Source organism: Ruegeria sp. C2 (assembly GCF_056537765.1).
The window spans coordinates 58,631-83,702 of sequence record NZ_JBQFRZ010000005.1; the positions used below are offsets into that span (position 1 = coordinate 58,631).

At 59.0% G+C, this 25,072-nt stretch carries 23 protein-coding genes; 9 read left to right on the plus strand and 14 right to left on the minus strand.

What is annotated here, in order from left to right:
• Nucleotides 1-5: 5 nt before the first annotated feature.
• The 4 genes from ACR0IV_RS15450 to ACR0IV_RS15465 are packed head-to-tail and all read left to right on the plus strand — an operon-like array spanning nucleotide 6 to nucleotide 4,767.
• On the plus strand, nucleotides 6-2,396 hold the full coding sequence (locus tag ACR0IV_RS15450; RefSeq protein ID WP_480660658.1) for an ATP-binding protein: 2,391 nt from the start codon (nucleotides 6-8) through the stop codon (nucleotides 2,394-2,396).
• The gene (locus ACR0IV_RS15455; protein ID WP_480471274.1) at nucleotides 2,393-3,010 is read left to right on the plus strand and encodes a response regulator transcription factor; all 618 of its coding nucleotides are present in this window, start codon (nucleotides 2,393-2,395) and stop codon (nucleotides 3,008-3,010) included. The genes ACR0IV_RS15450 and ACR0IV_RS15455 overlap by 4 nt, the downstream gene beginning before the upstream one ends.
• Nucleotides 3,007-3,756, plus strand: coding sequence for a phosphate/phosphite/phosphonate ABC transporter substrate-binding protein (locus ACR0IV_RS15460; RefSeq protein WP_480660660.1), 750 nt, complete (start codon nucleotides 3,007-3,009; stop codon nucleotides 3,754-3,756). The genes ACR0IV_RS15455 and ACR0IV_RS15460 overlap by 4 nt, the downstream gene beginning before the upstream one ends.
• A gap of 6 nt (nucleotides 3,757-3,762) precedes the next feature.
• The gene (locus ACR0IV_RS15465) at nucleotides 3,763-4,767 is read left to right on the plus strand and encodes an aldose epimerase family protein (protein ID WP_480660662.1); all 1,005 of its coding nucleotides are present in this window, start codon (nucleotides 3,763-3,765) and stop codon (nucleotides 4,765-4,767) included.
• A gap of 10 nt (nucleotides 4,768-4,777) precedes the next feature.
• Here ACR0IV_RS15465 and ACR0IV_RS15470 read toward each other — a convergent pair whose 3' ends face one another.
• The 11 genes from ACR0IV_RS15470 to ACR0IV_RS15520 form a co-directional block, all read right to left on the minus strand.
• Nucleotides 4,778-5,230, minus strand: coding sequence for an SRPBCC family protein (locus ACR0IV_RS15470; RefSeq protein ID WP_480471277.1), 453 nt, complete (start codon nucleotides 5,228-5,230; stop codon nucleotides 4,778-4,780).
• Between the two features lie 107 nt (nucleotides 5,231-5,337).
• Nucleotides 5,338-6,147: an XdhC family protein gene (locus ACR0IV_RS15475; RefSeq protein WP_480471278.1), complete on the minus strand. Its 810-nt coding sequence runs from the start codon at nucleotides 6,145-6,147 to the stop codon at nucleotides 5,338-5,340.
• Between the two features lie 12 nt (nucleotides 6,148-6,159).
• Nucleotides 6,160-7,350: a vWA domain-containing protein gene (locus ACR0IV_RS15480; protein ID WP_480471279.1), complete on the minus strand. Its 1,191-nt coding sequence runs from the start codon at nucleotides 7,348-7,350 to the stop codon at nucleotides 6,160-6,162.
• A complete protein-coding gene (locus ACR0IV_RS15485) occupies nucleotides 7,350-8,216 on the minus strand; it encodes an AAA family ATPase (RefSeq protein ID WP_480485002.1) in 867 nt (288 codons plus the stop codon). Before ACR0IV_RS15485 ends, ACR0IV_RS15480 begins: the two co-directional genes overlap by 1 nt.
• A gap of 100 nt (nucleotides 8,217-8,316) precedes the next feature.
• Nucleotides 8,317-10,734: an aerobic carbon-monoxide dehydrogenase large subunit gene (locus ACR0IV_RS15490; protein ID WP_480660666.1), complete on the minus strand. Its 2,418-nt coding sequence runs from the start codon at nucleotides 10,732-10,734 to the stop codon at nucleotides 8,317-8,319.
• Entirely contained in the window at nucleotides 10,731-11,225 is a 495-nt protein-coding gene (locus ACR0IV_RS15495) for a (2Fe-2S)-binding protein (RefSeq protein WP_170722595.1), read from the minus strand. The genes ACR0IV_RS15490 and ACR0IV_RS15495 overlap by 4 nt, the downstream gene beginning before the upstream one ends.
• 12 nt (nucleotides 11,226-11,237) lie before the next feature.
• Nucleotides 11,238-12,071, minus strand: coding sequence for an FAD binding domain-containing protein (locus ACR0IV_RS15500; RefSeq protein WP_480660669.1), 834 nt, complete (start codon nucleotides 12,069-12,071; stop codon nucleotides 11,238-11,240).
• 139 nt (nucleotides 12,072-12,210) lie between these two features.
• The gene (locus ACR0IV_RS15505; protein ID WP_480660688.1) at nucleotides 12,211-13,293 is read right to left on the minus strand and encodes an MHYT domain-containing protein; all 1,083 of its coding nucleotides are present in this window, start codon (nucleotides 13,291-13,293) and stop codon (nucleotides 12,211-12,213) included.
• A 77-nt stretch (nucleotides 13,294-13,370) separates the two neighbouring features.
• On the minus strand, nucleotides 13,371-14,369 hold the full coding sequence (locus ACR0IV_RS15510; RefSeq protein WP_480660671.1) for an ABC transporter substrate-binding protein: 999 nt from the start codon (nucleotides 14,367-14,369) through the stop codon (nucleotides 13,371-13,373).
• Complete coding sequence (locus ACR0IV_RS15515) at nucleotides 14,348-15,715, minus strand: sensor histidine kinase (protein WP_480471285.1); 1,368 nt, start codon at nucleotides 15,713-15,715, stop codon at nucleotides 14,348-14,350. Before ACR0IV_RS15515 ends, ACR0IV_RS15510 begins: the two co-directional genes overlap by 22 nt.
• Nucleotides 15,705-16,373: a response regulator transcription factor gene (locus tag ACR0IV_RS15520; protein ID WP_480471286.1), complete on the minus strand. Its 669-nt coding sequence runs from the start codon at nucleotides 16,371-16,373 to the stop codon at nucleotides 15,705-15,707. Before ACR0IV_RS15520 ends, ACR0IV_RS15515 begins: the two co-directional genes overlap by 11 nt.
• Nucleotides 16,374-16,482: 109 nt before the next feature.
• Between ACR0IV_RS15520 and ACR0IV_RS15525 the strand changes: the two genes are divergently transcribed.
• From ACR0IV_RS15525 to ACR0IV_RS15545, 5 genes are all read left to right on the plus strand, one after another.
• Nucleotides 16,483-17,463 (plus strand): Bug family tripartite tricarboxylate transporter substrate binding protein, encoded by a 981-nt coding sequence (locus ACR0IV_RS15525; RefSeq protein WP_480660674.1) that lies wholly within the window; start codon nucleotides 16,483-16,485, stop codon nucleotides 17,461-17,463.
• 69 nt (nucleotides 17,464-17,532) lie between these two features.
• Nucleotides 17,533-18,015: a tripartite tricarboxylate transporter TctB family protein gene (locus ACR0IV_RS15530; protein ID WP_480660676.1), complete on the plus strand. Its 483-nt coding sequence runs from the start codon at nucleotides 17,533-17,535 to the stop codon at nucleotides 18,013-18,015.
• 1 nt (nucleotide 18,016) lies between these two features.
• Nucleotides 18,017-19,528, plus strand: coding sequence for a tripartite tricarboxylate transporter permease (locus ACR0IV_RS15535; protein ID WP_480471289.1), 1,512 nt, complete (start codon nucleotides 18,017-18,019; stop codon nucleotides 19,526-19,528).
• On the plus strand, nucleotides 19,518-20,705 hold the full coding sequence (locus tag ACR0IV_RS15540) for a CaiB/BaiF CoA transferase family protein (RefSeq protein WP_480660678.1): 1,188 nt from the start codon (nucleotides 19,518-19,520) through the stop codon (nucleotides 20,703-20,705). The genes ACR0IV_RS15535 and ACR0IV_RS15540 overlap by 11 nt, the downstream gene beginning before the upstream one ends.
• Complete coding sequence (locus ACR0IV_RS15545; RefSeq protein ID WP_480660680.1) at nucleotides 20,702-21,475, plus strand: citryl-CoA lyase; 774 nt, start codon at nucleotides 20,702-20,704, stop codon at nucleotides 21,473-21,475. Before ACR0IV_RS15540 ends, ACR0IV_RS15545 begins: the two co-directional genes overlap by 4 nt.
• 9 nt (nucleotides 21,476-21,484) lie before the next feature.
• Here ACR0IV_RS15545 and ACR0IV_RS15550 read toward each other — a convergent pair whose 3' ends face one another.
• From ACR0IV_RS15550 to ACR0IV_RS15560, 3 genes are read right to left on the minus strand one after another with little or no spacing between them, the layout of a single operon-like run.
• On the minus strand, nucleotides 21,485-22,972 hold the full coding sequence (locus tag ACR0IV_RS15550; RefSeq protein ID WP_480660682.1) for a heme biosynthesis HemY N-terminal domain-containing protein: 1,488 nt from the start codon (nucleotides 22,970-22,972) through the stop codon (nucleotides 21,485-21,487).
• Between the two features lie 10 nt (nucleotides 22,973-22,982).
• Nucleotides 22,983-24,251 carry a COG4223 family protein gene (locus ACR0IV_RS15555; RefSeq protein ID WP_480734408.1) on the minus strand — a complete coding sequence of 423 codons (1,269 nt, stop codon included), beginning with the start codon at nucleotides 24,249-24,251 and terminating at the stop codon, nucleotides 22,983-22,985.
• A gap of 54 nt (nucleotides 24,252-24,305) precedes the next feature.
• Nucleotides 24,306-25,019, minus strand: coding sequence for a uroporphyrinogen-III synthase (locus ACR0IV_RS15560; protein WP_480660103.1), 714 nt, complete (start codon nucleotides 25,017-25,019; stop codon nucleotides 24,306-24,308).
• Nucleotides 25,020-25,072: the final 53 nt, after the last annotated feature.

The following is a 25,072-nucleotide window of genomic DNA, read 5'->3' on the forward strand; positions in this document are numbered from 1 at the left end:
AGGAATTGAACTACGCTGGACAACAAGAACTCCGCCAGGAACAGGCCGAACCCGCCCGCAGACGCAGGTCGCTGCGTGCCACGCTCGCCTTGTGTCTGGGTGGTTTGCAGTTCCTCGCCATCTTGTCGGTGATCCTGTCGACCTTTGTCAGCTCGGAAAACGCGCTGTTGCGGCAATCGCGAAATTCGCTGAATGAGGTCAGCGTCAATGTCATCGGCCAGGTCAAAAGCTTTTTGAACCCGGCCCGGCAGGCCTTGGATGCAACGCGGCGGCTTGCGGAAAATGACGTGCTGGACATCAGCGATCCCAGCGCGCTGGAAAGCCATTTCTTCCAGCAGCTACAGGTCGCGCCTCAGCTTGCCGGGATGTATCTGGCCGATGCGACGGGCAGGTTTGTCTATGTCATGCGCGCCGAAGAGCCTGGGCGCTATCGCACCAAGTTCGTTCCGCCATTCCTACAGGGCACCGCTGAACATCCGGCCGATTTCCAATGGCGCAACGATCAGTTCACACTGCTGGAAACGGCCACCACCCAAACCGATACCTATGAGGCTCGCACCCGTCCCTGGTTCAGGATGGTTTCTGAGACCAAAGCACCGATTTGGACAGAACCCTACATATTCTTCACGGCACGCCAACCGGGGATCACCTACAGTGTGCCCATATTGGACGACGCCGGAGATATCCGCGCAATTTTGGGTGTCGATATCCAGATCGACGCCCTGTCCGGGTTTTTGCTGGACATCTGGTCCGAACGGCGCGGTGCCGCGCTTGTCCTGAACGAAGACGGTGCGGTTCTGGCACATCCAACACTGGTCCTGATCCGGCAGGAGGCGCATATGGAAGCGCCGGAACTGACCCGTGTGGATCAGATCGCAGACCCCATCGCGCAAAAGGCATTCGGAGATGTGGTGCAAACCGGCCTGAGTGACGCTGATGGCCCTGTCCATACGGATTTCCAGCTGAACGGTCAGGATTACGTCGCGATGCTGATCGAGGTCTCGGAACCGGGGCTGCGCTGGCTGATCGGCCTTTATGCAGCCGAAGACAACTTTATCGGCGAGATCAAGAAAAACCGGACACAAGGCGTCTGGATCGCGCTGGCCATCGCCATTCTGACTGGTGCAATCGGGTTGGCCATGGCCGACCGGATCTATGCCCCGGTACGCACATTTGCCAGCCAGAGCCAGCAGCTATCCAGCGGCGAGATCACCCCCGAGGAAGGCTTGCACAGCCCCTATCGCGAGCTAGAAGACACCGGCGCGGCGTTGACACAGGAAGTTCGACAGCGGCAACGGTTCGAAACCGCCTATGGCCGCACTTTCGATCTGGCCTCGCGCGGGATGGCCCAGATCACCCCCGAAACGGGACAGTTTCTGCGCACCAACGAACAGCTATGCGACATCATGGGATATCAGCCAGATGAGCTGGAAAGGATGACACTGGCCGATATTCTGCCTGAAGACGGCCAGCAAATCGCAGTCAAGTTCCGCGAAACGCTGCTACAGGATTCCGAGTTCATCGCGGAAAACCAATTCGTCCGCAAAGATGGATCGACCATCTGGCTGCGCGTGAATGCGATCCTGATCCGGGACGAGAATGGCGTCCCCGATCATGCCGTGGCCATCATCGACAATGTCAGCGACCGGAAACAGGCCGAAGACGAGGTAAGCCGCCTCAGTCGCGATCTGTCCCATGTGGCGCGGGTAAATCTGATGGGTGAGATGGCCTCGGGGCTGGCGCATGAGCTGAACCAACCGCTCAGCGCGATCTCCTACAATGTCGATGCGGCCAAGATCACGCTTGAGGAAATCGGTGATCCCGATCCTGAACTGAACGAGATTCTATCCGACATTGACCGTCAGTCGCGCCGCGCGGGCGACATCATCCGCGCCTTGCGGGACGTAGTGCGCAAAGACCGCGGTCGGCAGGCCCCGTTCGAGTTGGGCGGGCTGATCCATCAAACCGTCACGCTAATGGAGGGCGAGGCCAAGCTGCATGACATCAAGCTGGTCTATGACGAGAGCACCCTACCCGCTGTCATCGGCAACCGCACCCAGATCGCTCAGGTACTGGTCAACCTGCTGCGAAATGCTATCGATGCATTGGACCGGGATCCGGGTGAGGCGGGCCGGATCACAATCTCCACGCTTGTAAGCGAAGAGTGTGTCGAGGTTCGCGTCGAAGACAATGGGCCCGGCGTCAATGAGGATGTAACCCTGTTCAATATGTTTGATACCCAAAAGACCGACGGCATGGGATTGGGCCTGTCGATCTGCCGAACCATCGTCAAAGCCAACGGCGGCCGGATCTGGCACGACCCGACCGAGGGTACCGGCGCGCGGTTCTGTTTCACCTTGCGTCGCAGCGACCGGGCTGAGGAAAACACTTCATGACTCCGGAACCGCTTACCGTCTTTATCGTAGATGATGATGATGACGTGCGCATCGCCCTGTCCCGCTCGCTTGGCAAGCGCGGCATGAAGGTTGCGCATTTCCCCGATGCTCAGTCCTTTCTGGATCAGGTAGATGCAGATGCCGCGGGCTGTCTGATCCTGGACTACGGCATGCCCGGAATGGATGGGCTGGAACTGCAGGATCACCTTGTCCAACAGAACTCGACCCTTCCGATCATCTTCATCTCAGGCCATGGTGGCATTCCTGAATCGGTGCGCGCCACCAAGGCCGGGGCGATTGATTTTCTGGTCAAGCCGTTTGACCTGAGCGTGTTGATTGAGCGCATAGAAGCGGCCTGGGACGTGGGCGCAGGTCTGCGCGCAGAAAAGGCACACCGGCAGGCACTGGCAGACAAACGCGGCCTGCTGACCGAGCGGGAAGAGCAGGTGCTGCAGCATATCCTGACCCACCCTGCCCGCACCTCAAGCAAAGAGATCGCCGCCGAACTGGGCATCAGTCCACGCACGGTCGAGATACATCGTGGGCGTATTCAACAGAAGGTCGGGGTGAAAACCACCATCGAGCTTTATGAGCTGTTCGGACACATGCAATGATCGCCAGCCTGATGATGTATGCCCGCCCACAGCTTGACGGCGCGCATGAGCGGTTTTGGACCCTGATCCGCAACAACCTGAACCATGCGGGGGTCGACAGCCCCGTACATTTGTCCCAGCAAGCCGAGGAGTTTTCGGTCTGGCAATCCTCCGATCTGGTGCTCAGCCAAACCTGTGGCATGCCCTTTCGCTTGTGGCTGCACGACAAGGTGCAACTGGTGGGCACGCCGGACTACGGCGTTGAGGGATGCCCGCCCGGCTATTACCGCAGCGCGCTGGTCGTGCGCTCTGATGATACACGCGAGGATCTGGCTGCTTATCAGGATGCGGTCTTTGCCTACAACCAAACCTTCTCGCAATCGGGTTATGCGGCGCCCTATTGGCACCTCGCCCCACGCGGGTTCTGGTTCAGGGATCAGCTCCAGACCAAAGGGCATCTGAACTCAGCCCGCGCGGTGGCCGAAGGCCGGGCAGACATCGCCGCGCTGGATGCAGTTTCGTGGCGTTTGATGCGCGAGCATGAGGATTGGGCTTCGAGTTTACGTGATCTGGACTGGACCGAACCCACGCCGGGTTTGCCCCTGATTACCGCAAAAGGAAATGACGCAGAGGCGATCTTTACAGCGGTTCAATCGGCCATCGGACAGCTGGATGCGACAGACCGGACAGCGCTTGGATTGCGTGACATTGTGCGCATCTCTGCCCAGCAATACCTCGCCGTCCCCAACCCTCCTGAACACGGCTAGATGAGTATGGGGTCCTACTCAAATGTCAGCGCTTTCGGACAGTTGCCAGATGGCCAGCCCATAGATCGCATCAAGCTGAAGAATGGCGGCATGCAAGCCTGCATTCTGACCTATGGTGCAACGTTGCAGGACCTCAGACTTGAGGACATATCGCACCCATTGGTGCTGGGATGGCCAACGTTGGAGGGATATCTGAACAGCAGCGCCTATCTTGGTGCCATCGTTGGACGCTTTGCCAACCGCATCGGTGGTGCACGATACGAGATCGACGGGCAGGTCTGCTACACAGATGTCAACTATCTCGGCAAGCACACGCTGCATGGCGGCCGCGAAGGTAGCGCCCATCTAGTCTGGCGGATCGAGGCGGTGAACGAGACTTCGGTCACCCTGTCGCTGGACCTGCCCGATGGCCACATGGGATTTGCTGGCAATATGGCTGTCCGGGCGACCTATTCACTTGATGCCGATCACACTTTGCGCCTGATGATCCACGCGGAGTGTGACCAACCAAGCCCCTGCAGTTTTGCGCCGCACAGCTATTTCAACCTCGATGACGACAGGACGATCGCAGGGCATGAACTGCAGATCAAAGCACCCAGCTATCTGGAAGTGGATGACGACCTTATCCCAACAGGGGCACTGCGCCCTGTGAAAGATAGCCCTCTGGATTTCCAAACGCGTCGACCGATCGGATCACAGGCGATCGACCACTGCTTCTGCACATCCAACGAACAGCAAGAGGTGCGACCTGTCGCATGGCTCTACGGTCCAAACTCAGAGCTTTGCCTGCGTCTTGCCTCAACCGAACCGGGGCTGCAGGTATATTCCGCCGCCACCCTGGATGAACCCAACCAGATTGGGTTACGCGGTCACCCCTACTGCCCGTTTGCCGGCCTGGCGCTCGAACCGCAGGGCTGGCCCGATGCACCGAACCAGTCCGGCTTTCCATCAACGATCCTGTATCCGGGTTCGGTCTACCGGCACGAGACCACGCTTCAGATCACGCGGTAACAGTGACACTTCAGGAAACGGTTTGCTCTGATACAACCTCTCCAAACTTGGTGAAGAACTTGCCCGAAAGCTTCTTGGCCGTTCCAGCAATCAACCGGCTGCCCAGCTGCGCAATCTTGCCGCCGATATCAACCTTGGCCGTATAGGAGAGGATGGTCTCGTCTCCATCTTCGGTCAACGTCACATCGGCCCCGCCTTTGGCAAACCCGGCAGCACCGCCCTTGCCTTCGCCCATCAGCGAGAACCCATCTGGTGCATTTGAGGTGTCCAGCGTCACCTCGCCTGAGAACTTCGCCTTTACCGGTCCGATTTTTAGTACGACCTTCGCCTCAAGCTGATCCGGGCCCGCTTGCGTCAGTTCTTCACAACCGGGAATACATTCGCGCAGCACATCGACGTCGTTCAGCGCCTGGTAAACGACATCGCGTGGGGCGCTAATGCGGATTTCATCACTCAGTTCCATTCGTGTTTTCCTTTGATCAACAACACCTTGGATAGACGCGCAGCGCCTCTTCCGTCGCTTCTTTCACACTTAGCTCAGGACGCGCAGGCCAGATCACCCGCACAAAGCTACGCCATCTTCTCATCATCACGACTCTCCTTCGAAGTATCGGTGTTTCGCCAGCGTACGATCTCGGCCAGGATCGAAAGTGCGATCTCATGGGGGTCGACCGCTTGGATATCCAAGCCGGCAGGTGCTTTGAGCTGCGCGGCCCGACCCTTGTCCAGACCGTTTTCAATCAGCTTGTCACACAGCACCTGCGCCTTGCGGCGACTGGCCACCATCGAAACACGCAGCGCCGGAGACTCCAACGCCGCCTTTAGCGCAGCACCGTCCCCATTGCCCTGCGAGGCCACAACTACGAAATCACGCACCTCAAGCCCCAGTGCAGGCAGATCATGCGGGTCAAAGCCGATCTGGTCTGGCCCCTCTGCGCCGAAGGGCAGACAAACCCGCAACCCGGCCAAAGTACCATGTGCCGCCAATGCCGAGGCGATCGGAGAATCACCGAAGATCACCAGCCGCGGCGCGTGTTGATATGGTTCAACCAGCAGATCCACCGTCCCGCCACTGGGGCATCCACTTTTGTATGTCTGCACGCCGTCAGGGTCTGTCATGGCCACCACCTTGTCCAAAGGCTTCACACGGATAATGCCCGGCTGACCGCTGTCCAGCGCAGCTTTGGCCGAAGCGCGAACAGCGCGCTGCACGCAGGCCCCACCTAAATGACCCAATATCCGGCCGTCCCGCGTGATCGCCGCCTTGGCCCCCGCCTTGGCCGAGGTCACATCCGCCGTGCGCAACACGGTGGCGACACAGAAATTCTCGCCACTCTGGCGCAGCTCCTCGATTGTGTCGAATATGTCGAAACCGGGCATGCAGGTCTCCTTTCACAACTTGCGAAACTGGGGTTCCAGCGCGGCTAGCGCCTCAAGCGTATTTGCAGGCAAGTGCGCATCCAGATGGGGCTGTGCGGCCTGCATCGCTGCAGCAACCGGTTCGTAGCTCGGCCACCCTTTCAGCGGGTTCAGCCAGACGATCCGCCGTGCCTTGCGCCTGATCCGTGCCAAAACGGCGCCCAGCGCGTCCGGGTCGGAACTGCAATAGCCGTCCGACAGGATCAGCACGATAGTCCGCCCGTTCAGCGCTCTCGCGCCATAACCGTTCAGAAAACTCTCAAGACTACCCGAGATATCAGTGCCGCCGCCAAACCCTTCGGCCATCAGCGACAAGCGCCCCGCAGCGCGCAGCGTATCGTGATCGCGCAACGCATCTGTGACCCGCATCAGTCGGGTATGAAACAGATAGGCATCTGCCTCGGTCCCGCTGCCAATCAATCCTTTGAGAAAGGCCAGGAACACACGGGAATAGACGGTCATCGATCCGCTGACGTCGCAAAGAGCCACGATCCGCATCGGACGCGGTGGCCGTGCGCGGCGATACAGGTCCATGGGTTCACCCCCACGCGCCAAGCTGGCCCGCTGGATGCGCCGCATATCCAGCACGGGTCCACGCAAAGCACGTTTCCGTCGCCGCGAACGACGATCCCGAATAGCGCGGGCGATCCGCGCAGCGACCAACTCCGCCTGTTTTAGACTCTGTTCATCCATCAATTCGCGCAAATCCCGACGCGACAGGTTGGCCGTTCGGGTCGCAATCAGCGTCCCGTCCATCCCTTCAGCCTCGCTGTCGCCCGGATCAGGAGTGGTGGCTGCCTGATTGGACTCCGTTTGGGTGTTATCCGTGCCCTCATCCGGGCGCTGCCAGATCATCGGTTTCGCTGACTGAACCTGCACATGTGCATTCTGTGCCAAACCCCCTCGTTGCTTCCCCACGTTGAACCAGTAGGCATCAAAAAGCTCATCAAAGCGCCGCCATTCCTCGGCGTCCCCCGCCAACAAGGAGCATAGCGCCTGACGCGCCTGGTTCGCGTTGGTCGCCTCAACCACCGAAAGCGCCGCCAAAGCATCCGCCGTTTCTTTCGACCCAACGCGCAGACCGTTCATCCGCAAATGCGCTATGAACCCTGACATACGATCCGACAGACCCGCAGCCCTTGAAGGAAAACGCGTCACCTGCATCACGCCACCTTCCCGATCAGACGGTCCATCACCTCAGGCGGTGCCACATTATAATCAGCAGCAGTCTTCAGCAGACAAACAAGGGTCGCCTGCACCTCATCCCGGGATTTCGCCAGATCGTTGACGCCCAATCCCGACAAGGCCGCAGCCCAATCGAGCATCTCGGCAATACCGGGCGTCTTCTCAAGATCTTCCTTGCGCAGTGCCTGAACGACCCCAATGATCTGCCGCGCCAAAACACCCTCAATCTGAGGCATCCGCGCCTGCAGGATCGCCAACTCTGTCTCCTTAGACGGGTAGTCGAGAAAACTGTACAAACAGCGCCGCCGAAGCGCATCCGACAAATCACGCGTCCCGTTGGCCGTCAGAATCACAATCGGCCGAACCTGTGCTTTCACAGTGCCCAGTTCAGGGATCGTGATCTGAAAATCCGACAGAATCTCCAAAAGATACGCTTCAAATTCCTCATCCGCGCGATCGATCTCATCAATCAGAAGAACCGGGGGCTTTTCTTCAGATATAGCCTCTAATAAAGGTCGTTTCAGTAAATATTCGTCCGAAAACAATTGCGCCTCATGGGTTCCGCCCCGCGCTTCACTGGCCCGGATCGCCAGCAATTGCCGCTGATAGTTCCACTCATAGATAGCATGACTGGCATCCAACCCTTCGTAGCATTGCAGCCTGATCAAACGCGTATCCCGCCACGCTGCCACGGCCTTGGCGACCTCGGTCTTGCCCACGCCGGCGGGCCCTTCCAAAAGCAACGGCCGACCCAAAGCCTGCGCCAAATGCAACGCCATCGCCAATCGCTCATCGGCGACATAGCCCTGCACGACCAAACCGTTCTGCACATCATTCAAAGTCAAAACCAGGATCCATTCTTCATCTGGCTAAAAATATCCCGGGGGTCCAAGGGGGCAGCGCCCCCTTGCTTGGTCGGACCGGCCATAGCCGGTCCGACCTCAATCACCCATGCATCCCCAACCCATTGGCGATCTTCCAGATCCGCCAGTGGTCATGCGGCATATGGCTCTGCACCAACCCAAAAGGCCGGAATGCATCATGCACCGCATTCGAGAATGCAGGCACACCACCCACATTCGGGCTTTCGCCCACGCCTTTGGCGCCAATCGGATGGTGCGGAGACGGCGTTACCGTGTGGTCGGTGGTATAATTCGGCGTCTCCCACGCGGTCGGTAGGAAGAAGTCCATCAGCGTGCCAGTCTTCACATTGCCCATCTCATCATAGGCAATTTCCTGACCCATCGCGATGGCCAGCGCCTCGGTCACGCCACCATGGACCTGGCCTTCGATGATCATCGGGTTGATCCGGGTGCCGCAATCGTCCAGCGCATAGAACTGTCGGACTTCCCATTCACCGGTATCCACGTCGATCTCCATGACACAGATATAGGCTCCGAACGGATAAGTCATATTCGGCGGATCATAATAGCTGACCGCCTCCAAACCGGGCTCCAAGCCGGGAATGGCCTGATTGTAAGCGGCGAAGGCGATTTCTTTCATGGTCTTGAACCGCTCGGGCGCGCCTTTGACGGCAAAGCGGTCCACGTCCCATTCGACATCGTTGTCGTGGACCTCAAGCAGATAGGCTGCGATCATCTGCGCCTTGGCGCGGATCTTACGTGCGGCCATCGCCGTCGCAGCACCTGCCACAGGCGTTGACCGCGATCCATAGGTTCCAAGCCCGTAAGGCGCGGTGTCCGTATCGCCTTCTTCAAGCGTGATATCATCCGCGGGTAGACCAATCTCGCTGGCGATGATCTGGGCAAAGGTCGTGGCATGGCCCTGACCCTGGCTGATCGTCCCCAGCCGCGCGATGGCGGAGCCCGTCGGGTGGATGCGGATTTCGCACGAGTCGAACATGCCCAGCCCAAGGATGTCGCAATTCTTGACCGGCCCCGCACCCACGATTTCCGTGAAATGCGTCAGACCAATCCCCAGCAGCTTGCGGGTCTTGCCTGCCTTGAAATCCTCGATCCGCTGCGCTTGCTCAGCCCGCAGGCCCTCGTAGTCGACAGCTTTCAACGCCTTGTCCCAGGCGGTGTGATAGTCGCCCGAGTCATACTCCCAGCCCAGCGCGGACTGATATGGAAACTGATCAGCCTTGATGAAGTTGATCCGGCGCAGCTCGGCCGCATCCATGTTCAGCTTGATGGCCAGAACCTCGATCATCCGTTCGATGAAATAGGCGGCCTCGGTCACTCGGAAGGAACAGCGATAAGCCACACCACCCGGAGCCTTATTGGTATAGACCCCATCGACGGCCAGATAAGCGGTCGGGATGTCATACGACCCGGTACAGATATTCATGAACCCCGCCGGGAACTTGGACGGATCGGCGCAGGCGTCAAAGCCACCGTGATCCGCAGTGGTATGGCACCACAACCCGGTGATCTTGCCATCCTTGGTCGCGGCGATCTTGCCCTGCATCCAGTAGTCGCGGGCAAAGGCGGTGGACATCAGGTTCTCCATCCGATCCTCGACCCATTTCACCGGCTGGCCGGTGACGATCGAGGCCACGACCGAGCAGACATAGCCCGCATAAGCCCCCACCTTGTTGCCGAAACCGCCACCGATATCTGGGCTGATCACGCGGATATTGTGTTCAGCGATCCCCGAGATCAGCGCTACCACGGTCCGGATCGCGTGCGGGGCCTGGAACGTACCGTAGAGCGTCAGCTTGCCGGTCACCTTGTCCATTGACGCCACGCAGCCGCAGGTCTCCAGCGGGCAAGGGTGGGTGCGGTGGTAATAGACCATCTCTTCCGCAACCACATCAGCCTCGGCGAGAACCGCTTCGGTCGCGTCCTTGTCGCCTTGTTCCCAAGTGAAGATATGGTTGTGATGCTTGCGCGGGCCGTGGGCGCCTTCGGTCTGACCTTCCAGATCTTCACGCAGTACAACGTCGGATTTCAGCGCCTCGAACGGGTCGGTAATGACGGGCAGCTCTTCGTATTCCACCTCGACCAGCTCCGCCGCATCCGCTGCAACATACCGATCTTCGGCCACCACATAGGCGACCTCCTGGCCCTGAAACAGCACCTTGCCGTCGGCCAGCACCATCTGTTTGTCACCGGCCAGCGTCGGCATCCAGTGCAGGCCCAGCGGCGACAGATCCTCGGCAGTCAGAACGGCAACGACACCAGGCAAAGCCAAGGCCGCCTCTTTGTTCACGCTGACGACACGGGCATGTGCGTAGGGGGAGCGCACAAAATCACCGAACAGCATCCCGTCCAGTTTGATGTCATCGACATAGTTGCCCTTGCCTTGGGTAAACCGCACGTCCTCGACACGTTTGCGGGCGCAGCCCATGCCTTTGAGGTTGGCGGCGCGTTCTTCGGGGGTCAGTGTCTGGTCGCTCATTCCGCAGCCTCCTTCTGAGCGTTCAGCATGTCGGCAGAGGCCGAGATCGCCTTGACGATGTTCTGATATCCGGTGCAGCGGCAGAGGTTCCCCGCCATCCCAAAGCGGATGTCTTCCTCGGTCGGGTTCGGGTTCTCCTGCAGCAGACGATGCGCGCGGGTAATCATGCCCGGCGTGCAGAAACCGCACTGCAGCCCGTGATGTTCTCGGAACATCTCTTGCAGAACCCCAAGGCTGCCATCGTCATTGGTGAGGCCTTCGACAGTGGTGATATCGGCTCCGTTTACCTGTGCCACGAAAGTCGTGCAGGATTTGACGGATTTGCCGTCGATATCCACGGTGCAAGCCCCACAATGACTGGTCTCGCAACCGATATGGGGACCGGTGATTTTCAGATCTTCCCGCAGGAAGTGAATGAGCAATGTGCGCGGCTCGGCCAGACCTTCGACCTGCTTGCCGTTCACAGTGAGTTTGACGTGCATTTTTGACATGGTTTCCCCTCCTCAACCCGCTCGGCTTTGCGCACGGTCGATGGCGCGGCGCAGCATGACGGCGGCCACGTGTTTCTTGAATTCGACGGGGCCGCGATTGTCTTCGACCGGGTCGATGGCGTCGAGCATTGCGGCCACGCAGCCTTCGACATCACCGCCCGCCAAAGCGCTGCTCGCGCCTTCGGACCAGATTGGCGTGTCGGCCAGATTGGTCATCGCGACCGAGGCTGTGCCATTTCCGACCATCACAGCGGCGGCTGCAGTCGCATAATCTCCGATCTTGCGCTTTTGCTTTTCATAAGCCTGACCCACGCCTGCGCCCGGCACTGGAATTGAAATCCGGGTCAGGATTTCCTCATCCTCGCGCGCGGTGAAGTAAGCGGCCTCATAAAACTCACGCGCCGCAACGCTACGATTACCATCGGGGCCAGACAGCTCAAACGTCGCATTCAGGCACTGCATCAACCCCGGCATGTCATTGCCCGGGTCGCCATTGGCGACGTTGCCGCCGACCGTACCCATATAGCGCACCTGAGGATCAGCGATCTGCAATGCCGCTTCGCGGATCAGGGGGATGGCCGTAGCCAGACCGTCGTGGGTAATCAGTTCGTGCTGAGTGACCATCGCACCCAAGGTCACGTTGTCGGACCCGATCTCGATACCCTTGAGTTCCTCGATGGCCTGAAGATCGATCAGATGGCCCATCTCGGCCATGCGCAGCTTCATCATCGGGATCAGGCTGTGCCCACCCGCGATCACGCGCGCCTCGTCTCCGTGTTCCTGCAAAATGCCGATGGCCGAGGCGATGTCGCCTGGCCGGTGATACTCAAAACCGGCTGGTATCATGTTTTTCCTCCCTGGGTCCGAGCGGTATGCCTTGGGGGCCCTGAGGTAAGGAAAGGACGACGCACTCCGGCGTTCCAGAATGTAGAAACAGGGCGCGCAGCTTGTTTCACGAAATGCGAATAAGCTGCACGAGCTGCGATTAGAGGCCCAGCGCCTCGCGAATATCTGTCAGGCGTGACCGGCTGACCGGTACCTTGGCCAAGGCATCGACACCGTCGAAATAACAGGTGCCATTGTCCTTGTGACGCTCAAAGCTTGAGACGTGTTGGGGGTTCACCAGATAACTGCGATGGGCGCGCAAAAACCCATCGGGTTTCAACCGCGCTTCCGCCTCGGTTATCGACCATGGGCAAAACAGTTTTTCGGCATCGATATAGAGGACGGTATAATGCCCTTCGGCGCGGATGGCGGCGATACTGGCGGGTTCGGTGAAAAAGGTCTGACCCTCACGCTCAAACGGGACACCGGCGCGCAAAGTCGCCGGTTCAGGCGCAGGCTCATCAGTTGGTTGTTCCTTTGGTTCGATGAACGAGATCCCGGTTAACAGAAAGGCACCACAGATCAGAAAAACCGAAACCGTGACACCCATCGCCAGAACCTGATTGTCCAGCACTGGCCCTGCGCCACCAGCGCTGTCGCTGGCGACGAAGTCAGTCAGACCGGTTGCAACGAAATGCATGGTAAACACGGCCAGCCCGAAGCAGACCGTTCCGAGCAGGATATTGCGCTGTGTGCGGTTGCCATATGCAACCCAGATAGCCGCCACGGACAGCATCACCGAGGCCAGCGTCGAAAGCAAAACATCCAGAACATTGTAGACCGGGCGGCACAATTGCATTCCGGCCATGCCGATATAGTGCATCACCACGATCCCGAGCCCCACGATCACGCCGGACCCGATCATTGTCTGCGACGTGCGCGGGCGAAAATGCAGCAGCAGCAGTGCCAGCCCGACCATCAGGATCGCCACCAGAGCAGAAATCAGAGTGATCAGAGCGTCATAGTAGAACAGGATCGGCAGTTGCAGACCCAGCATAGCAACGAAATGCATAGACCAGATCCCACCGCCCAGAATGACCGCTGCCAGAGCAACGACAAGCTTGCGTCGCTGACTGTCCAGCCGTGATGCGCCATGGGTCAGGTAGAGGCCGGTGAACCCGGCCATTAGCGCCACGGCCAATGAGGCCGCCACAAGCCAGGCGTTATGTGAATAGTCCAGCATTTGGGTTGTCACGCCCTCCCCGACGCGAGGGCGACGTTAGCAAACGGAATCGCCCGGTACAATCGGTGCTGACATCACTATTGAATAACGGCGTTCTCCCAGGCGGATATGAATTTTCTGCGTTTCAATACATCCAGATAGGTCAGCAACGCCGGGTTCAGTCCGATGGTTTCTTGCTCTCCGTCGGCGGACGCAGACAAGACTGGCAGTGGTGGGCGCTGTGACGATTGCGCTGTGCCCGTGATCAGATAACGCACAAAAGCTTCGGCAACCTCAGGTCTTTGTGTCGCCTTCGAAACCATGACCGTTCGCATCATCGTGGTCTGGAAATCCGACGGCAATATAATCTCAAGCGCGTCTTTGCCTTCGGTCTGAACCGCCGCGTAGCTACCCAGCACGTTATAGGCAACGAGGATTTCCCCGTCGGCCAGATCGCGGATCATATCCCCGGAACAGCAATACAATCGGACATCCAGACTGCCCATCACCTCCATCAAGCGCCAATAGGTTTCTGACGCGCGCGCATCCTGCGTGGCAAACAGATAGCCCAGCCCGGACTGCCGCACATCATAAGTACCGACCTTTCCCCGAAACGTCTCGGGCCGTTCACGCAGCGCCTCGATCAGGCCCTGACGTGTTTGTGGAATGGGCTGACCTTCGAAGGCGGCGCGGTTTACCACGATGGTGGCAGGCTCGGAAGTGAAGGCAAACAGACTGTCATGCCACTGCGCCCAAGTGGGAACGGGAATATCGTCCAGAGGCAGCGCAAAACCGTCATTGGCAAGTTTTAACTGCAAGTCCATCGCACTGGAAATGACGACATCGAATGCATCAGGCGTTGCACGCACGCGCTCATAGATATCGGCGGTTCCCGAGACCAAATATTCGATACTAACATTGGGATTTCTGGCGATAAACTCCGCGATGAAAGGTGCGAATAGAACCGTGTCGGTACTTGATATGACGCGCAGACGCGCACCCTCCGCCCCATCGTTGAACAGCTGACGATCCTCCCAGTCCTCGGCCGCTCCGAAACTCGGCAGCAGAAGCAGGATCAGAGCGATAAAGTAACGCATGCGCCGCCCTCTGGTTGATTGGTCAAAACGAGCGTGCCGCCATGCGCGGTCGCCACGTCCTGCACGATGGTCAGACCCAGACCCGAGCCGATGGTCCCGGTGGCATTCTGGCCCCGTTCAAAGCGGCGGGTCAGCATGCCGATCTCATCGGGCGGAAATCCGGGGCCTGAATCTTTGACGCTGATCTGGGTCTGAGGCATTGCGGTGACGTTGATTTCGACCGTGCTGTCGGAGGGCGCGTATTTCAATGCGTTATCGACCATATTGCGCACAGCGTTCTGCAGCAGGATCGGATCGCCCGAGTACCGCACCGATGCATCACCTATCAGAGATAACGAGAGGTCTTTCATCTCGGCGATGGGCGTCAAACGCTGCACAAGTTCATGGGTCAGGGCGACAAGATCAAGATCCTCTCGTTCCAGATGATCGGCGCGAAATGTGATCATGGCATGATCCAGCAATTGCCCTGCCGCCCGAGAGCTTTCATCGATGGCACGCACCATCGCGCGCAGGGCTTCCCGGTTTTCCTTGCGTTCAACACGTTGCAAGGTCGCCTCGGCGTAGGACCGGACGGTCGCCAAGGGCGTGCGCACCCGATGCGCCGCCTCAGCGATGAAATCTTCCGACTGGCTGAGGGACTGATCCAATCGCCCCATCAATGAATTCAGCGAAGACACCAAAGGGGCCATTTCCTTGGGCACCGGTTTTCGGAACGGGCTCAGGTCCTGTGGTCCGCGACGGGTCACCGAGGTCGTCAGCTTGTTCAGCTGTCCGATGGTTGCGGTTGTGACCCAGAAGGACAGGGCTGCTGTCAGTATGAAAAACCCGATCCCCAGAAAGGCCGCGTTACGCGAAATCTGATCCAGCGTTTCGGCCAATGCATCCTGTGTCTGCGCAAGTGCGACCTCGATCTCTGTCTGACGGCCCAGACCGACCAGAGTGCGACTGGCATTGACTTGCCGAATGCGCTCGCCCCGCAACTCGCCCGCACCAAAGGTCCAATTGCCGTCATCCGTGTCTTGAGCGACCTCAAGATCCTCATACCCCGATATGAACGCACCATCCTGATAGATCGCATAGAAAACCCGGTCATCCGATGGCGTCGCCAGCATGGAAAATGCGGCATAGGGAATATCGATCTCAAGCTGCCCGTCGCGCAGCGCCGCCGCATCGAGGATCGACGCCGCCGAGGCACCAAGGATGTTGTCCTGCCCCTGCTGCGCCACTTGTGCTGCATAATTTCGAACCGCGAAGAACAATAGAACAGCCAGCAGCGCCGCGCCGCTGATCAGTGCCAGCACAAGACGATTTCTGAGCGATCCTGATACAGCCGGGCTAACCGTCATGATCCAGCCTGTAGCCCAACCCGCGCAGGGTGGTGATTTTCAACTCGGACTTTTCAAGGTGCTTGCGCAATCGGCCCACATAGACCTCGATCGCGTTATCCGAGACGTTGTCGTCGTAAGAAAACAACCTGTCGGCCAGCTTCTGTTTCGAAAAAACCTGCCCCGGCGCGTTGATGAACAGCTCCATCATTCGCAGCTCGCGGTTACGCAGGGATATCGTCTCACCCCGGACTGACAGATGGCCGGCCACCGGGTCAAACACGATCCCGCCGACCTCAATCCTTGATTTGGCAATTCCGGATTTACGGCGCAGAACGGCCCGGCACCGGGCCTCCAATTCGGCATGATCAAAGGGCTTGGTCACATAGTCATCCGCCCCCAGATCGAGCGATCCGATTCGATCCGAAACCTGACTGCGCGCGGTCAGAACGATGACAGGCGTATCAGGATCACGGGCCCGATGACGCTCCAGAAAGTCCCGCCCGTCCCCATCAGGCAGCATGATATCCAACAGGATCAGGTCGTATTCCTCGATCTCGGCATAGGCCGTCGCATCGTCCAATTTTGCTGCATGATCAACGACATGTCCATCCAGACGCATACGGGCACACATCGCGTTTGCGAGATCCAGATTATCTTCGACCAGAAGGAATTTCATGAGGGTGGGGGCGTATCCTAACGCGTGACAGGTTGATGTCAGGTTCGTGTGGTTAAACTTCCCAATAATCTGAGCCGCCCCGCGGCCGGATGTCAAATGGGAGGACATCATGACAACATTCAAACTGGGCCGTCGCGCCCTGATCGCAGCTGTGGCCGCAGTCGGCCTGACCGGCCCCGTGCTGGCGCAGGACCAGGTTGTGGACAGCATCCACTTTCTGATCCCCGGCGGCGCTGGCGGAGGCTGGGACGGCACCGCGCGCGGGACCGGAGAGGCGCTGACAAATGCGGGCCTTGTCGGCACCGCGTCTTACGAGAACATGTCGGGCGGCGGCGGCGGTAAGGCCATCGGCTATCTGATCGAAAACGCCGAAAGCAATCACGGAACCCTGATGGTGAACTCGACGCCCATCGTGATCCGGTCGCTGACGGGTGTATTCCCGCATAACTTCCGCGACCTGACCCTGGTGTCAGGCACCATTGGCGACTATGCGGCCATCGTGGTCGGTAAGGACAGCCCGATCAACTCAATGGCAGACCTGCTGGCTGCCTATGATGCGGATCCGGGCGCTACCGCAATCGGCGGCGGTTCGGTTCCGGGCGGCATGGACCATCTGGTGGCAGCCATGGTGATGGAAGCGGCTGGCAAAGATGCGCTGGGCGTCAAGTACATCCCCTATGATGCAGGTGGTAAAGCCATGGCGGCGCTGCTGTCTGGTGAGATCGCGGCATTGTCGACTGGCTTCTCGGAAGCTGTCGATCTGGCCAATCAGGGTGAGGTGAAGATCATCGGCGTCACCGCCGAGGAGCGCGTGGATGCCGCCCCGGACGCACAGACCATGAAGGAACAGGGGATCGACACCACCTTCGTTAACTGGCGCGGTTTCTTCGCAGCCCCCGGACTGCCTGAGGACAAGCTGGCTGCCTATCAGGACGCCATCACCAAGATGTATGACACACCCGAATGGGAAGAAGTACGCGCGCGGAATGGTTGGGTGAACATCCATAACTCAGGCGACGACTTTTCGGCCTTCCTTGAAGACCAAGAAAAGCAGATCAGCGATCTGATGAAGAAACTGGGCTTCCTCTAAAGGCGGCTTTGGCAGAGCGGGCCACCGCTCTGCCCCAAAACACACAACAATAAAATGGGAGGGGACACCATGGCGCTGGATCGCTGGATCGCGCTTGTTCTGCTTGGGATTTGTTTAACCTACGGTTATGCGGCCTGGTTTACGATGGACGGCAGCTTGCCCCCTTTCATGCAAAGAAACCCGATTTGGCCCAGTACCTTCCCCAAGGTTCTGTCCATCCTCGGGATCATCGCCTCGACGATCATCCTGCTGGGCTTTGAAAAAAGCGAGCTGAAAGAGGCGGATATCGATTACCGACGTCTGGGCGAATACCATCTGGGTCAGGCGATTTCGCTGCTGGTGCTGATGGTCGTCTATGCGCTGTGTTTGCGCCCGGTCGGCTTTCTGATCGCCACCTCGGCCTTCCTGATCCTCGGCTCGTATATTCTGGGCGAGCGCAAGTGGCACATCATGGTGCCCGTGGCTCTGATCGCAACCGGAGCAGTCTGGTATCTGGTTCAGGAAGTTCTTGGAATTTACATGCGCCCCCTGCCGGGCGTGTTGGGAGGCTGACATGCTCGAAGGACTTCTGATCGGCCTGCAAACGGCCTTTTCGCTTCAAAACCTGCTGATGGTCGTCGCGGGCTGCCTTATCGGCACATTCATTGGCATGCTGCCCGGGCTGGGACCGATGTCGATCATCGCGATCATGATCCCCGTCGCGATTTCGATGGGAGACCCATCCGCTGCTCTGATCCTTTTGGCGGGCGTCTATTATGGCGCGATTTTCGGGGGCTCAACTTCGTCCATTCTGCTGAACGCGCCGGGGGTCGCGGGCACGGTGGCCTCAAGCTTTGACGGCTATCCTATGGCGCGACAAGGCAAGGCTGGTAAAGCGCTGACCATCGCTGCGATTGCCAGTTTCGCCGGTGGTACATTGGGTGCGATCCTACTGATGGTGTTCGCCCCAGCTCTGTCTTCGGTCGCACTGTTGTTTCACTCTGCCGAGTATTTTGCGCTGATGGTTGTCGGCCTGTCTGCCATTGCCGCCTTCGCAGGCTCTGGCCAGGTAGCAAAGGCGCTTATCATGACCATTCTTGGTTTGATCATGGCGACCGTTGGCGAGGGAGCACTGTTCAACCTACCGCGCTTCACCATGGGGATTATGGACCTGCAATCCGGTTTTGGTTTCATCACACTGGCCATGGCGATGTTCGCCTTGCCCGAGGCCCTTTTCCTCGTCCTCAAACCCAAAGACTTGCAAGGCGATGATGGCGAAATCAAAGACCTGCGCATTACGAAAGACGAAGCAAAGGCCATCGCCCCGGTCATTGGTCGCCAATCCACACAGGGTTTCTTTATCGGAGTCCTGCCAGGCGCGGGGGCGACTATCGCGAGCTTCCTCGGCTATGCGGTCGAACGAAACATCGCTCCGAAAGAAGAGCAGGAAGAGTTTGGAAAAGGCTCAATCAAGGGGCTTGCAGCGCCTGAAGCGGCAAATAACGCGGCTTGTACCGGTTCATTCGTACCGCTGCTGACACTGGGCATTCCTGGATCGGGAACCACCGCCATCTTGCTTGGCGCGCTGATCGCCCTGAACGTTACACCGGGTCCGCGCCTGATGATCGATGAGCCGCAGATCTTCTGGGCGGTCATCATGTCGATGTTCATCGGCAACCTCGTCCTGCTGATCCTGAACCTGCCGCTGATCCCCTACATCGCCAAGGTGCTCGCCGTTCCGCGCAACTATCTGATCCCGTTCATCCTGTTCTTCACTTTGATGGGGGCCTATATCGGGCAGAACAACGCCACAGAACTGCTGATACTGGTCGGGTTCGGGGTCTGTGCCACGGCACTGAAGTTTGCAGACTATCCACTTGCTCCCTTGCTGATCGGCTTCATCCTCGGCGGTATGATGGAGGATAATTTCGCGCGTTCCATGCAGCTCTACGACGGTATCGCCTTCATTTGGGAACGCCCGATGACGCTGGGCCTGCTGGTCATCGCCGTGCTGTTGGTCTTGCTGCCAAGCTACCGCGCACGTCGAGCAAAGGCGCGGGCGGCAGGCGTGGCCGATGGCGACTGAGCCACTCTCAGGGGTCCGCGTCCTTGACCTGACTAATGTTCTGGCGGGCCCCTATTGTTGCTATCAACTAGCGCTGATGGGGGCCGAGGTCATCAAGGTTGAACGCCCCGGCACCGGTGATCTGGCCCGCGTGCTGGGCGCGGATCCCGACCGGAACAAGGCCGGAATGGGCATCAGCTTTCTGGCACAGAACGCCGACAAGAAGTCTGTCACGCTGGACATGAAGGCCGAGCAGGGAAAGGCGTTGCTTAAAAGGCTAATTCAAACCGCAGACGTTTTGGTTGAGAACTTTCGCCCCGGCGTGATGGACCGGCTGGGGCTGGGTTATGAGGTCTTGCGCGCTGAAAATCCCAACCTGATCTATTGCGCGATCAGCGGGTTCGGTCAGAACGGTCCACGCCGTAACGATCCGGCCTATGATCAGATTGTTCAGGGCCTCAGCGGTGTCATGTCCATCACCGGTGCGCCCGATACAGCGCCTTATCGCGTCGGCTATCCTCTGGCAGATACCGTAGGCGGATTGACTGCAGCCTTTGCCATCAGCGCGGCCTTGAACGCCAATCCACGCGGGGCGTTTCTCGATGTTGCCATGACCGAGGCTGTTGTTTCGACAATGGGATGGGTTGTTTCGAACTATCTTTTGGGGGGTGTTCAGCCGGGTGCCCATGGCAACGAAAACACGACCTCAGCACCGTCAGGAACCTTCGCCACATCCGACAGCCCGATCAACATCGCGGCCAATCGGGATGAACAATGGCAGGCGTTGGCGAGACATCTAAGCCGAGAGGATTTGCTAACCCATCCCGACTATCAGACTCGCGAAGATCGCAAACAAAGCCGTCATGCCCTTCGGCAAGAGCTCGAACGCACGTTGATCACCCGACCGGCCACAGATTGGGTTCGCGAATTGAACACGCTCGGCGTACCTGCAGGGCAGGTTTTGACGGTGCCTGAGGCTCTGTCGGATGATCAAATGGAGGGCCGGGCGTTGATCGGAACTCTCTCGGCTTACGGTGAAAACATGCGTCTGGCGGGCAGTCCAGTGGTCATGGATGGCGCGCGCAAGATGCCCCGGACCGCCCCACCCGTGCTTGGTGCCGACAACGCTGCAATCTGGTCCGAGCTGGGCTTGTCAGACGCCGAAATCGACGCCCTGCAGAAAGAGGGAATTATATGAGTGACGTGGCCGATTGGTGGCAGACGGCCATCATTGATATGGAACCCGGGCGTATCGCGTTGCGTGGCCAGCCGATTGAAAACCTGATCGGCACAGTTGGCTTCGCAGAAATGATCTGGCTGATGGTGCGTGGTGACAGGCCAACATCCGCACAGACACGATTGTTCGAAGCAGCTTTGGTCGCAGCCGTGGATCACGGCCCGCAAGCCCCCTCAATCGCGACCGCGCGGATGGCGGTGACCTGCGGCCTACCTCTGAACAACGCCATGGCCAGCGCAGTCAATATGTTGGGCGACGTCCATGGCGGGGCCGGAGAGCAAGCGGTCGAGCTATATCATTTCATAGACACCCACTCCGAGAACCTAGATACCGCGTTGGATGACTGGATCGCGCTTAACGGAAAGATTCTGCCCGGCTTTGGCCACAGGTTTCACACTCCGACCGACCCGCGCGCGCCAAAACTGATGGAATTGGTCGAACAAGCCGTCGAAGCAGAAGCTTGTGAAGGGCGATACATGAAAATCGGGCGCGCTGTGGAAACTGCGCTTTGGCGGCAAAAAGGCAAGCCGGTTCCGATGAATATCGATGGAGCCACCGCCGTAATCTATGCCGAGCTGGGTTTTGCCCCGCCCCTTGCGCGCGGTCTGTTCTGCCTGTCACGTTCGGTCGGAATCCTGGCGCATGCATGGGAGCAGATGCAGCAAGGTGGGCGCAGCAAAGGACCCACCCCGCCTAAATACCGCTGGACCTATATGGGCGAAACCTCCTAGCGCAAACCGCTAAGCTCGTTTCTCTTCCTCAACTTCAACCGGTTCGGCGCTGACCTCAATCACCTCTTCCGCCTCGGGCGCTTCGGCTTCCGGTTCTTCTTCGGCCTCAGACTGATCCTCCAGCGCGCCCACGATCAGCGGCAGCATATGCACACCAGTCGCGCTTGCGATCTCGGGCGTCTGGGGCGTTTGCCAGCTGAGCGTATCGAAGCTGCCGCAGTTTTGGCAGACCGGACCCCATTCAGGCTGAATGTCATGGCAGTTGTCACAAACCCATTGCGGCCCGCGTGGCGCATTCAGCGCTTTGGCCAGCCAGCCCTGCACCACCGCGTCCGAGGCACCCTCACCCCGCTCAATGGCCGCCATCAGCGTGTAAGCGCGCGCATCGCCCTGCTTTTCAACCACATCACCCAGCGCGCGACGCGCTTCGGGGAAATCCTCGGCCACGATGTTCAGCTCGGCCAGGATCAGGCGGGTTTCCATGTTTTCCGGGTGGATGCGCGTCAGCGCGGTAAACCGCTTGATCCGTTGTTCCGGCGTTTCTTCGGGTGCGATTTCAGCAAAGGCATGGGCAAGATCGGGGTGCGGCTGCACCTCCCACGCTTTTTTCAGAATCTTGGTTGCAGCCCGCGCCTTGCCCTTTTCGATATAGGCCCGCGCCGCCATCGCGGCAGCGGGCACCAGATCGGGTGACAGGCGGTTGGCCTCAATCGCGTGTTCCTGCTGTTCGACCGTCGCCCCGTCTGCCAAAATCTCTTTGGCCTCGGACAGGGCCAGAACCGCATCACGCCGTTTGAACACGTCACGCGGCAGGTGACCCGCCTTCAGCTTGGAGGTCAAAGTCGACCGCGCCCCGGCCCAATCCTGCGCCTTGGTCTGCAGGTTCAACAAGATATCTTGCGTTTCCTCATGGCGCGGTTTCAGCGCCAGCGCCTTTTCGGCCAGCTTGCGCGCGGTGTCATCATCACCCGAAGCCAGCTTTTGCTTCATGATCCCGCGCACACCCACGAACCGCGTAGCATTATTGGTCACCAACTTCTTGTAAGTCTCTTCCGCCTTCTTGGTATCACCCGTCATCTCGGCGGCCTGCGCCACCAGAAGGTTGGTCAGCTCAGGCTTATTCAACAACTTCTCGGCCTTGCTGGCCTTGGTCATCGCTGTGCGCCCTTCGCCCGAGGCCAGCGCCATCAGCCCATCCGCCAGCGCCTGATACCCGCGCTGCTCGCGGCTGCGGTCGAAATACCGCGACAGGGCTGTTTCATCGCCGTTGAGGAATTTCAGCGTCGCAATCAACAGCGTCAGCAGCTTGAAGAACAGCCACACCGCAAACACCAGCACGCCCAGCGCGATCACCGATTGCAGCGGCCCCAGCGTGTATTCGGTGCCCGCGACGGTGATCTGCACCCCACCACTGGTTTCCATCAGGTACCCTGCACCTATGGCCAGCAGACCGATAATCGCAACAAAAACAAGGATCTTTAACAATGACCACAGCATGGCAGGTCCTTCAGTTCGAGTTCAGGCTTGAAGCCAGCGTATTTGCAGCCTCAACAGCCGAGAGCCGCGTTTGTGCCGCCTGCGCCCAATCCGCCAACGCGGTCTGCGCCGCTTCGGGCAAAGAGTTCAATTCGCTCAGCACCTTGGACAAATCACCATCCGACAGCGCCGCCTGAGCGCGCGACAGGACTGCATCCGGATCGTCGCCTTCTTGCGGGGTGACCGAGCGCGCGCCGGTTTGACGCTGCAGGAATGCGACCAGGCCAGTGCCCTTATTCGCGTCCCGCGCTTCCGCCAATGCCGTCCGCGCCGCCGGAGCAAAAGAGGCGCGCAAGGCTGAGATCGTCTCGACGCCGTTATCCGCAGAACCGACCAAAGCATCCGGCACATCAACACCACCGGCCTTTAATTCGGTAACCAATTCTGTGTACGGCTGACCCGCATCCAACTGGCCATGCAATCGCGACAGGATCGCGGCATTGGTCGCTGCGCGCGCCTCAGCCGAGGCTTTGGCTTCAAGCGCCTGCGCATCAGACACCATCTTCTCAACTTCGCTGCGTTGCGCGGCCAGCGAATCCTGCAGTTTTTTCAGTTCAGCCTCAAAAGCAGCGGCGGTTTCAGGCGAAACGCCCGCCTCAATCGGATTCGCTTCAAGCGCTGAGAGGCGGTCTCCCAACGGTTTGACCTGCCCCGCCAGCGTATCAACGCTGGATTTCACCGAACTCAGATCCGTTTCAACGGGCGCAAGCTTGTCTGAAAGCGCTTTGATCTGATCGGTCAGGGCCGAGACATCCGGGCCGTCGCTCAGAGATTCAGTCAGCTTGGTGATCTGATCCGATTGATCCGTCAACTTCGATTCAAGTGCGGCAATTGCATCCGCGCTGTCGGTCCCCTGAGAAGAAAACCCACTGCTACCCACGGCAAATCCGATCCCGGCAGCAACGACACCACCCAGCAAAGCCGGCACAAACCCACCGCGCTTTTCTACGGTGCGTTCGATCACTTTCTCTTGCGCGGTTTCTTCTGGGGACGCAGTCGTTTCGACGGCTTCGGCTTCGGCTTCGGCTTCGGCTTCGGCTTCGGCTTCGGCTTCGGCTTCGGCTTCGGCTTCGGCTTCGGCTTCGGCTTCGGCTTCGGAAGTTACCTCATCTGCAGCCTCTTGCGCGTCAACAGACTTCTCATCCGAAACGGCAGTGCTTTCGGCCTCGGTGGCCCCTGCCACCTCTTCAACTTTGGGGTCTTCGACCGGTTCCTGATCGGGTTTTTTCTTATCAGCCACCGCCTTATTCCCCTTATCGATTCCAAAAACACATGAACAACAGACCAGACCAAGTTAATCTGCACCCGGCGCGCTCTCAACCCGCATCGCATGTTTCACAAGTTTTTTAACGGCTTTCTGCATTTGGTCCGGAGTCGGTTCATTCGCGATCCTCAACCTCTCGAAAGCCAAGGAATTAAGGGGTTCCGCCGTTGCATCGCTGATTGCAGCCAACCACAAAGGCGCAGTCCCGGCCCAAACCTCGGCAAAATGTCGCGCCGAGCGGGGTGAAAAAAGAGGGGCAATAACCGGTTGGTTGCCTTCAGCCGCTAAAGACGCCTCATCGCTCAGCGGCAACAAATGTTGCTGGTAAACCGGCTGTTCACGCGTGGTCAGGCCAGAACCGGTCAACCGTTCAGCAATATTGCCGCGGCTGTGTTCTCCGCGCAGATGCAACAATGGGCTGCCAGGTCTGAGGCGTAACAGGCCCGCGACCAACTCTTCAGCAGTTGCGCCCACCATCTGGGCCATCCAACCTGCGGTTTTCGCCGCTTCTGTGGTTGACGGACCCACGCACCACGCGGGCAGGTCTCGATCTACGCCCAGCGCGGCCGCTGCGTTGACTCCGTTGGCCGAGGTAAAGATCAATCCGCCGATACCGTCCGTCTTTACCGGGACGGCCATGGGTCTGATCTCCAACAGTGGGGAAACAAGAACCGAGACCTGCGATCTGACGCGGTCCGGTAGCTGCGCGACGAACCTGTCAGAGGCGGCACGCGGGCGGGTCATCAACAAATACAACTATCGGCGCCTTCGGCCTTGGGATTGTTTGCATCCGCGCA

Bases quoted from the DNA above. Each gene is read 5' to 3' on its own strand.
- ACR0IV_RS15480 (WP_480471279.1), bottom strand. From the start codon at position 7,350: ATGCAGGTGACGCGTTTTCCTTCAAGGGCTGCGGGTCTGTCGGATCGT.
- ACR0IV_RS15545 (WP_480660680.1), top strand. From the start codon at position 20,702: ATGAGTGACGTGGCCGATTGGTGGCAGACGGCCATCATTGATATGGAA.
- ACR0IV_RS15510 (WP_480660671.1), bottom strand. From the start codon at position 14,369: ATGCGTTACTTTATCGCTCTGATCCTGCTTCTGCTGCCGAGTTTCGGA.
- ACR0IV_RS15500 (WP_480660669.1), bottom strand. From the start codon at position 12,071: ATGATACCAGCCGGTTTTGAGTATCACCGGCCAGGCGACATCGCCTCG.
- ACR0IV_RS15535 (WP_480471289.1), top strand. From the start codon at position 18,017: ATGCTCGAAGGACTTCTGATCGGCCTGCAAACGGCCTTTTCGCTTCAA.
- ACR0IV_RS15540 (WP_480660678.1), top strand. From the start codon at position 19,518: ATGGCGACTGAGCCACTCTCAGGGGTCCGCGTCCTTGACCTGACTAAT.
- ACR0IV_RS15455 (WP_480471274.1), top strand. From the start codon at position 2,393: ATGACTCCGGAACCGCTTACCGTCTTTATCGTAGATGATGATGATGAC.
- ACR0IV_RS15530 (WP_480660676.1), top strand. From the start codon at position 17,533: ATGGCGCTGGATCGCTGGATCGCGCTTGTTCTGCTTGGGATTTGTTTA.
- ACR0IV_RS15520 (WP_480471286.1), bottom strand. From the start codon at position 16,373: ATGAAATTCCTTCTGGTCGAAGATAATCTGGATCTCGCAAACGCGATG.
- ACR0IV_RS15460 (WP_480660660.1), top strand. From the start codon at position 3,007: ATGATCGCCAGCCTGATGATGTATGCCCGCCCACAGCTTGACGGCGCG.
- ACR0IV_RS15550 (WP_480660682.1), bottom strand. From the start codon at position 22,972: ATGCTGTGGTCATTGTTAAAGATCCTTGTTTTTGTTGCGATTATCGGT.
- ACR0IV_RS15515 (WP_480471285.1), bottom strand. From the start codon at position 15,715: ATGACGGTTAGCCCGGCTGTATCAGGATCGCTCAGAAATCGTCTTGTG.
- ACR0IV_RS15470 (WP_480471277.1), bottom strand. From the start codon at position 5,230: ATGGAACTGAGTGATGAAATCCGCATTAGCGCCCCACGCGATGTCGTT.
- ACR0IV_RS15465 (WP_480660662.1), top strand. From the start codon at position 3,763: ATGGGGTCCTACTCAAATGTCAGCGCTTTCGGACAGTTGCCAGATGGC.
- ACR0IV_RS15475 (WP_480471278.1), bottom strand. From the start codon at position 6,147: ATGCCCGGTTTCGACATATTCGACACAATCGAGGAGCTGCGCCAGAGT.
- ACR0IV_RS15505 (WP_480660688.1), bottom strand. From the start codon at position 13,293: ATGCTGGACTATTCACATAACGCCTGGCTTGTGGCGGCCTCATTGGCC.
- ACR0IV_RS15560 (WP_480660103.1), bottom strand. From the start codon at position 25,019: ATGACCCGCCCGCGTGCCGCCTCTGACAGGTTCGTCGCGCAGCTACCG.
- ACR0IV_RS15525 (WP_480660674.1), top strand. From the start codon at position 16,483: ATGACAACATTCAAACTGGGCCGTCGCGCCCTGATCGCAGCTGTGGCC.
- ACR0IV_RS15495 (WP_170722595.1), bottom strand. From the start codon at position 11,225: ATGTCAAAAATGCACGTCAAACTCACTGTGAACGGCAAGCAGGTCGAA.
- ACR0IV_RS15490 (WP_480660666.1), bottom strand. From the start codon at position 10,734: ATGAGCGACCAGACACTGACCCCCGAAGAACGCGCCGCCAACCTCAAA.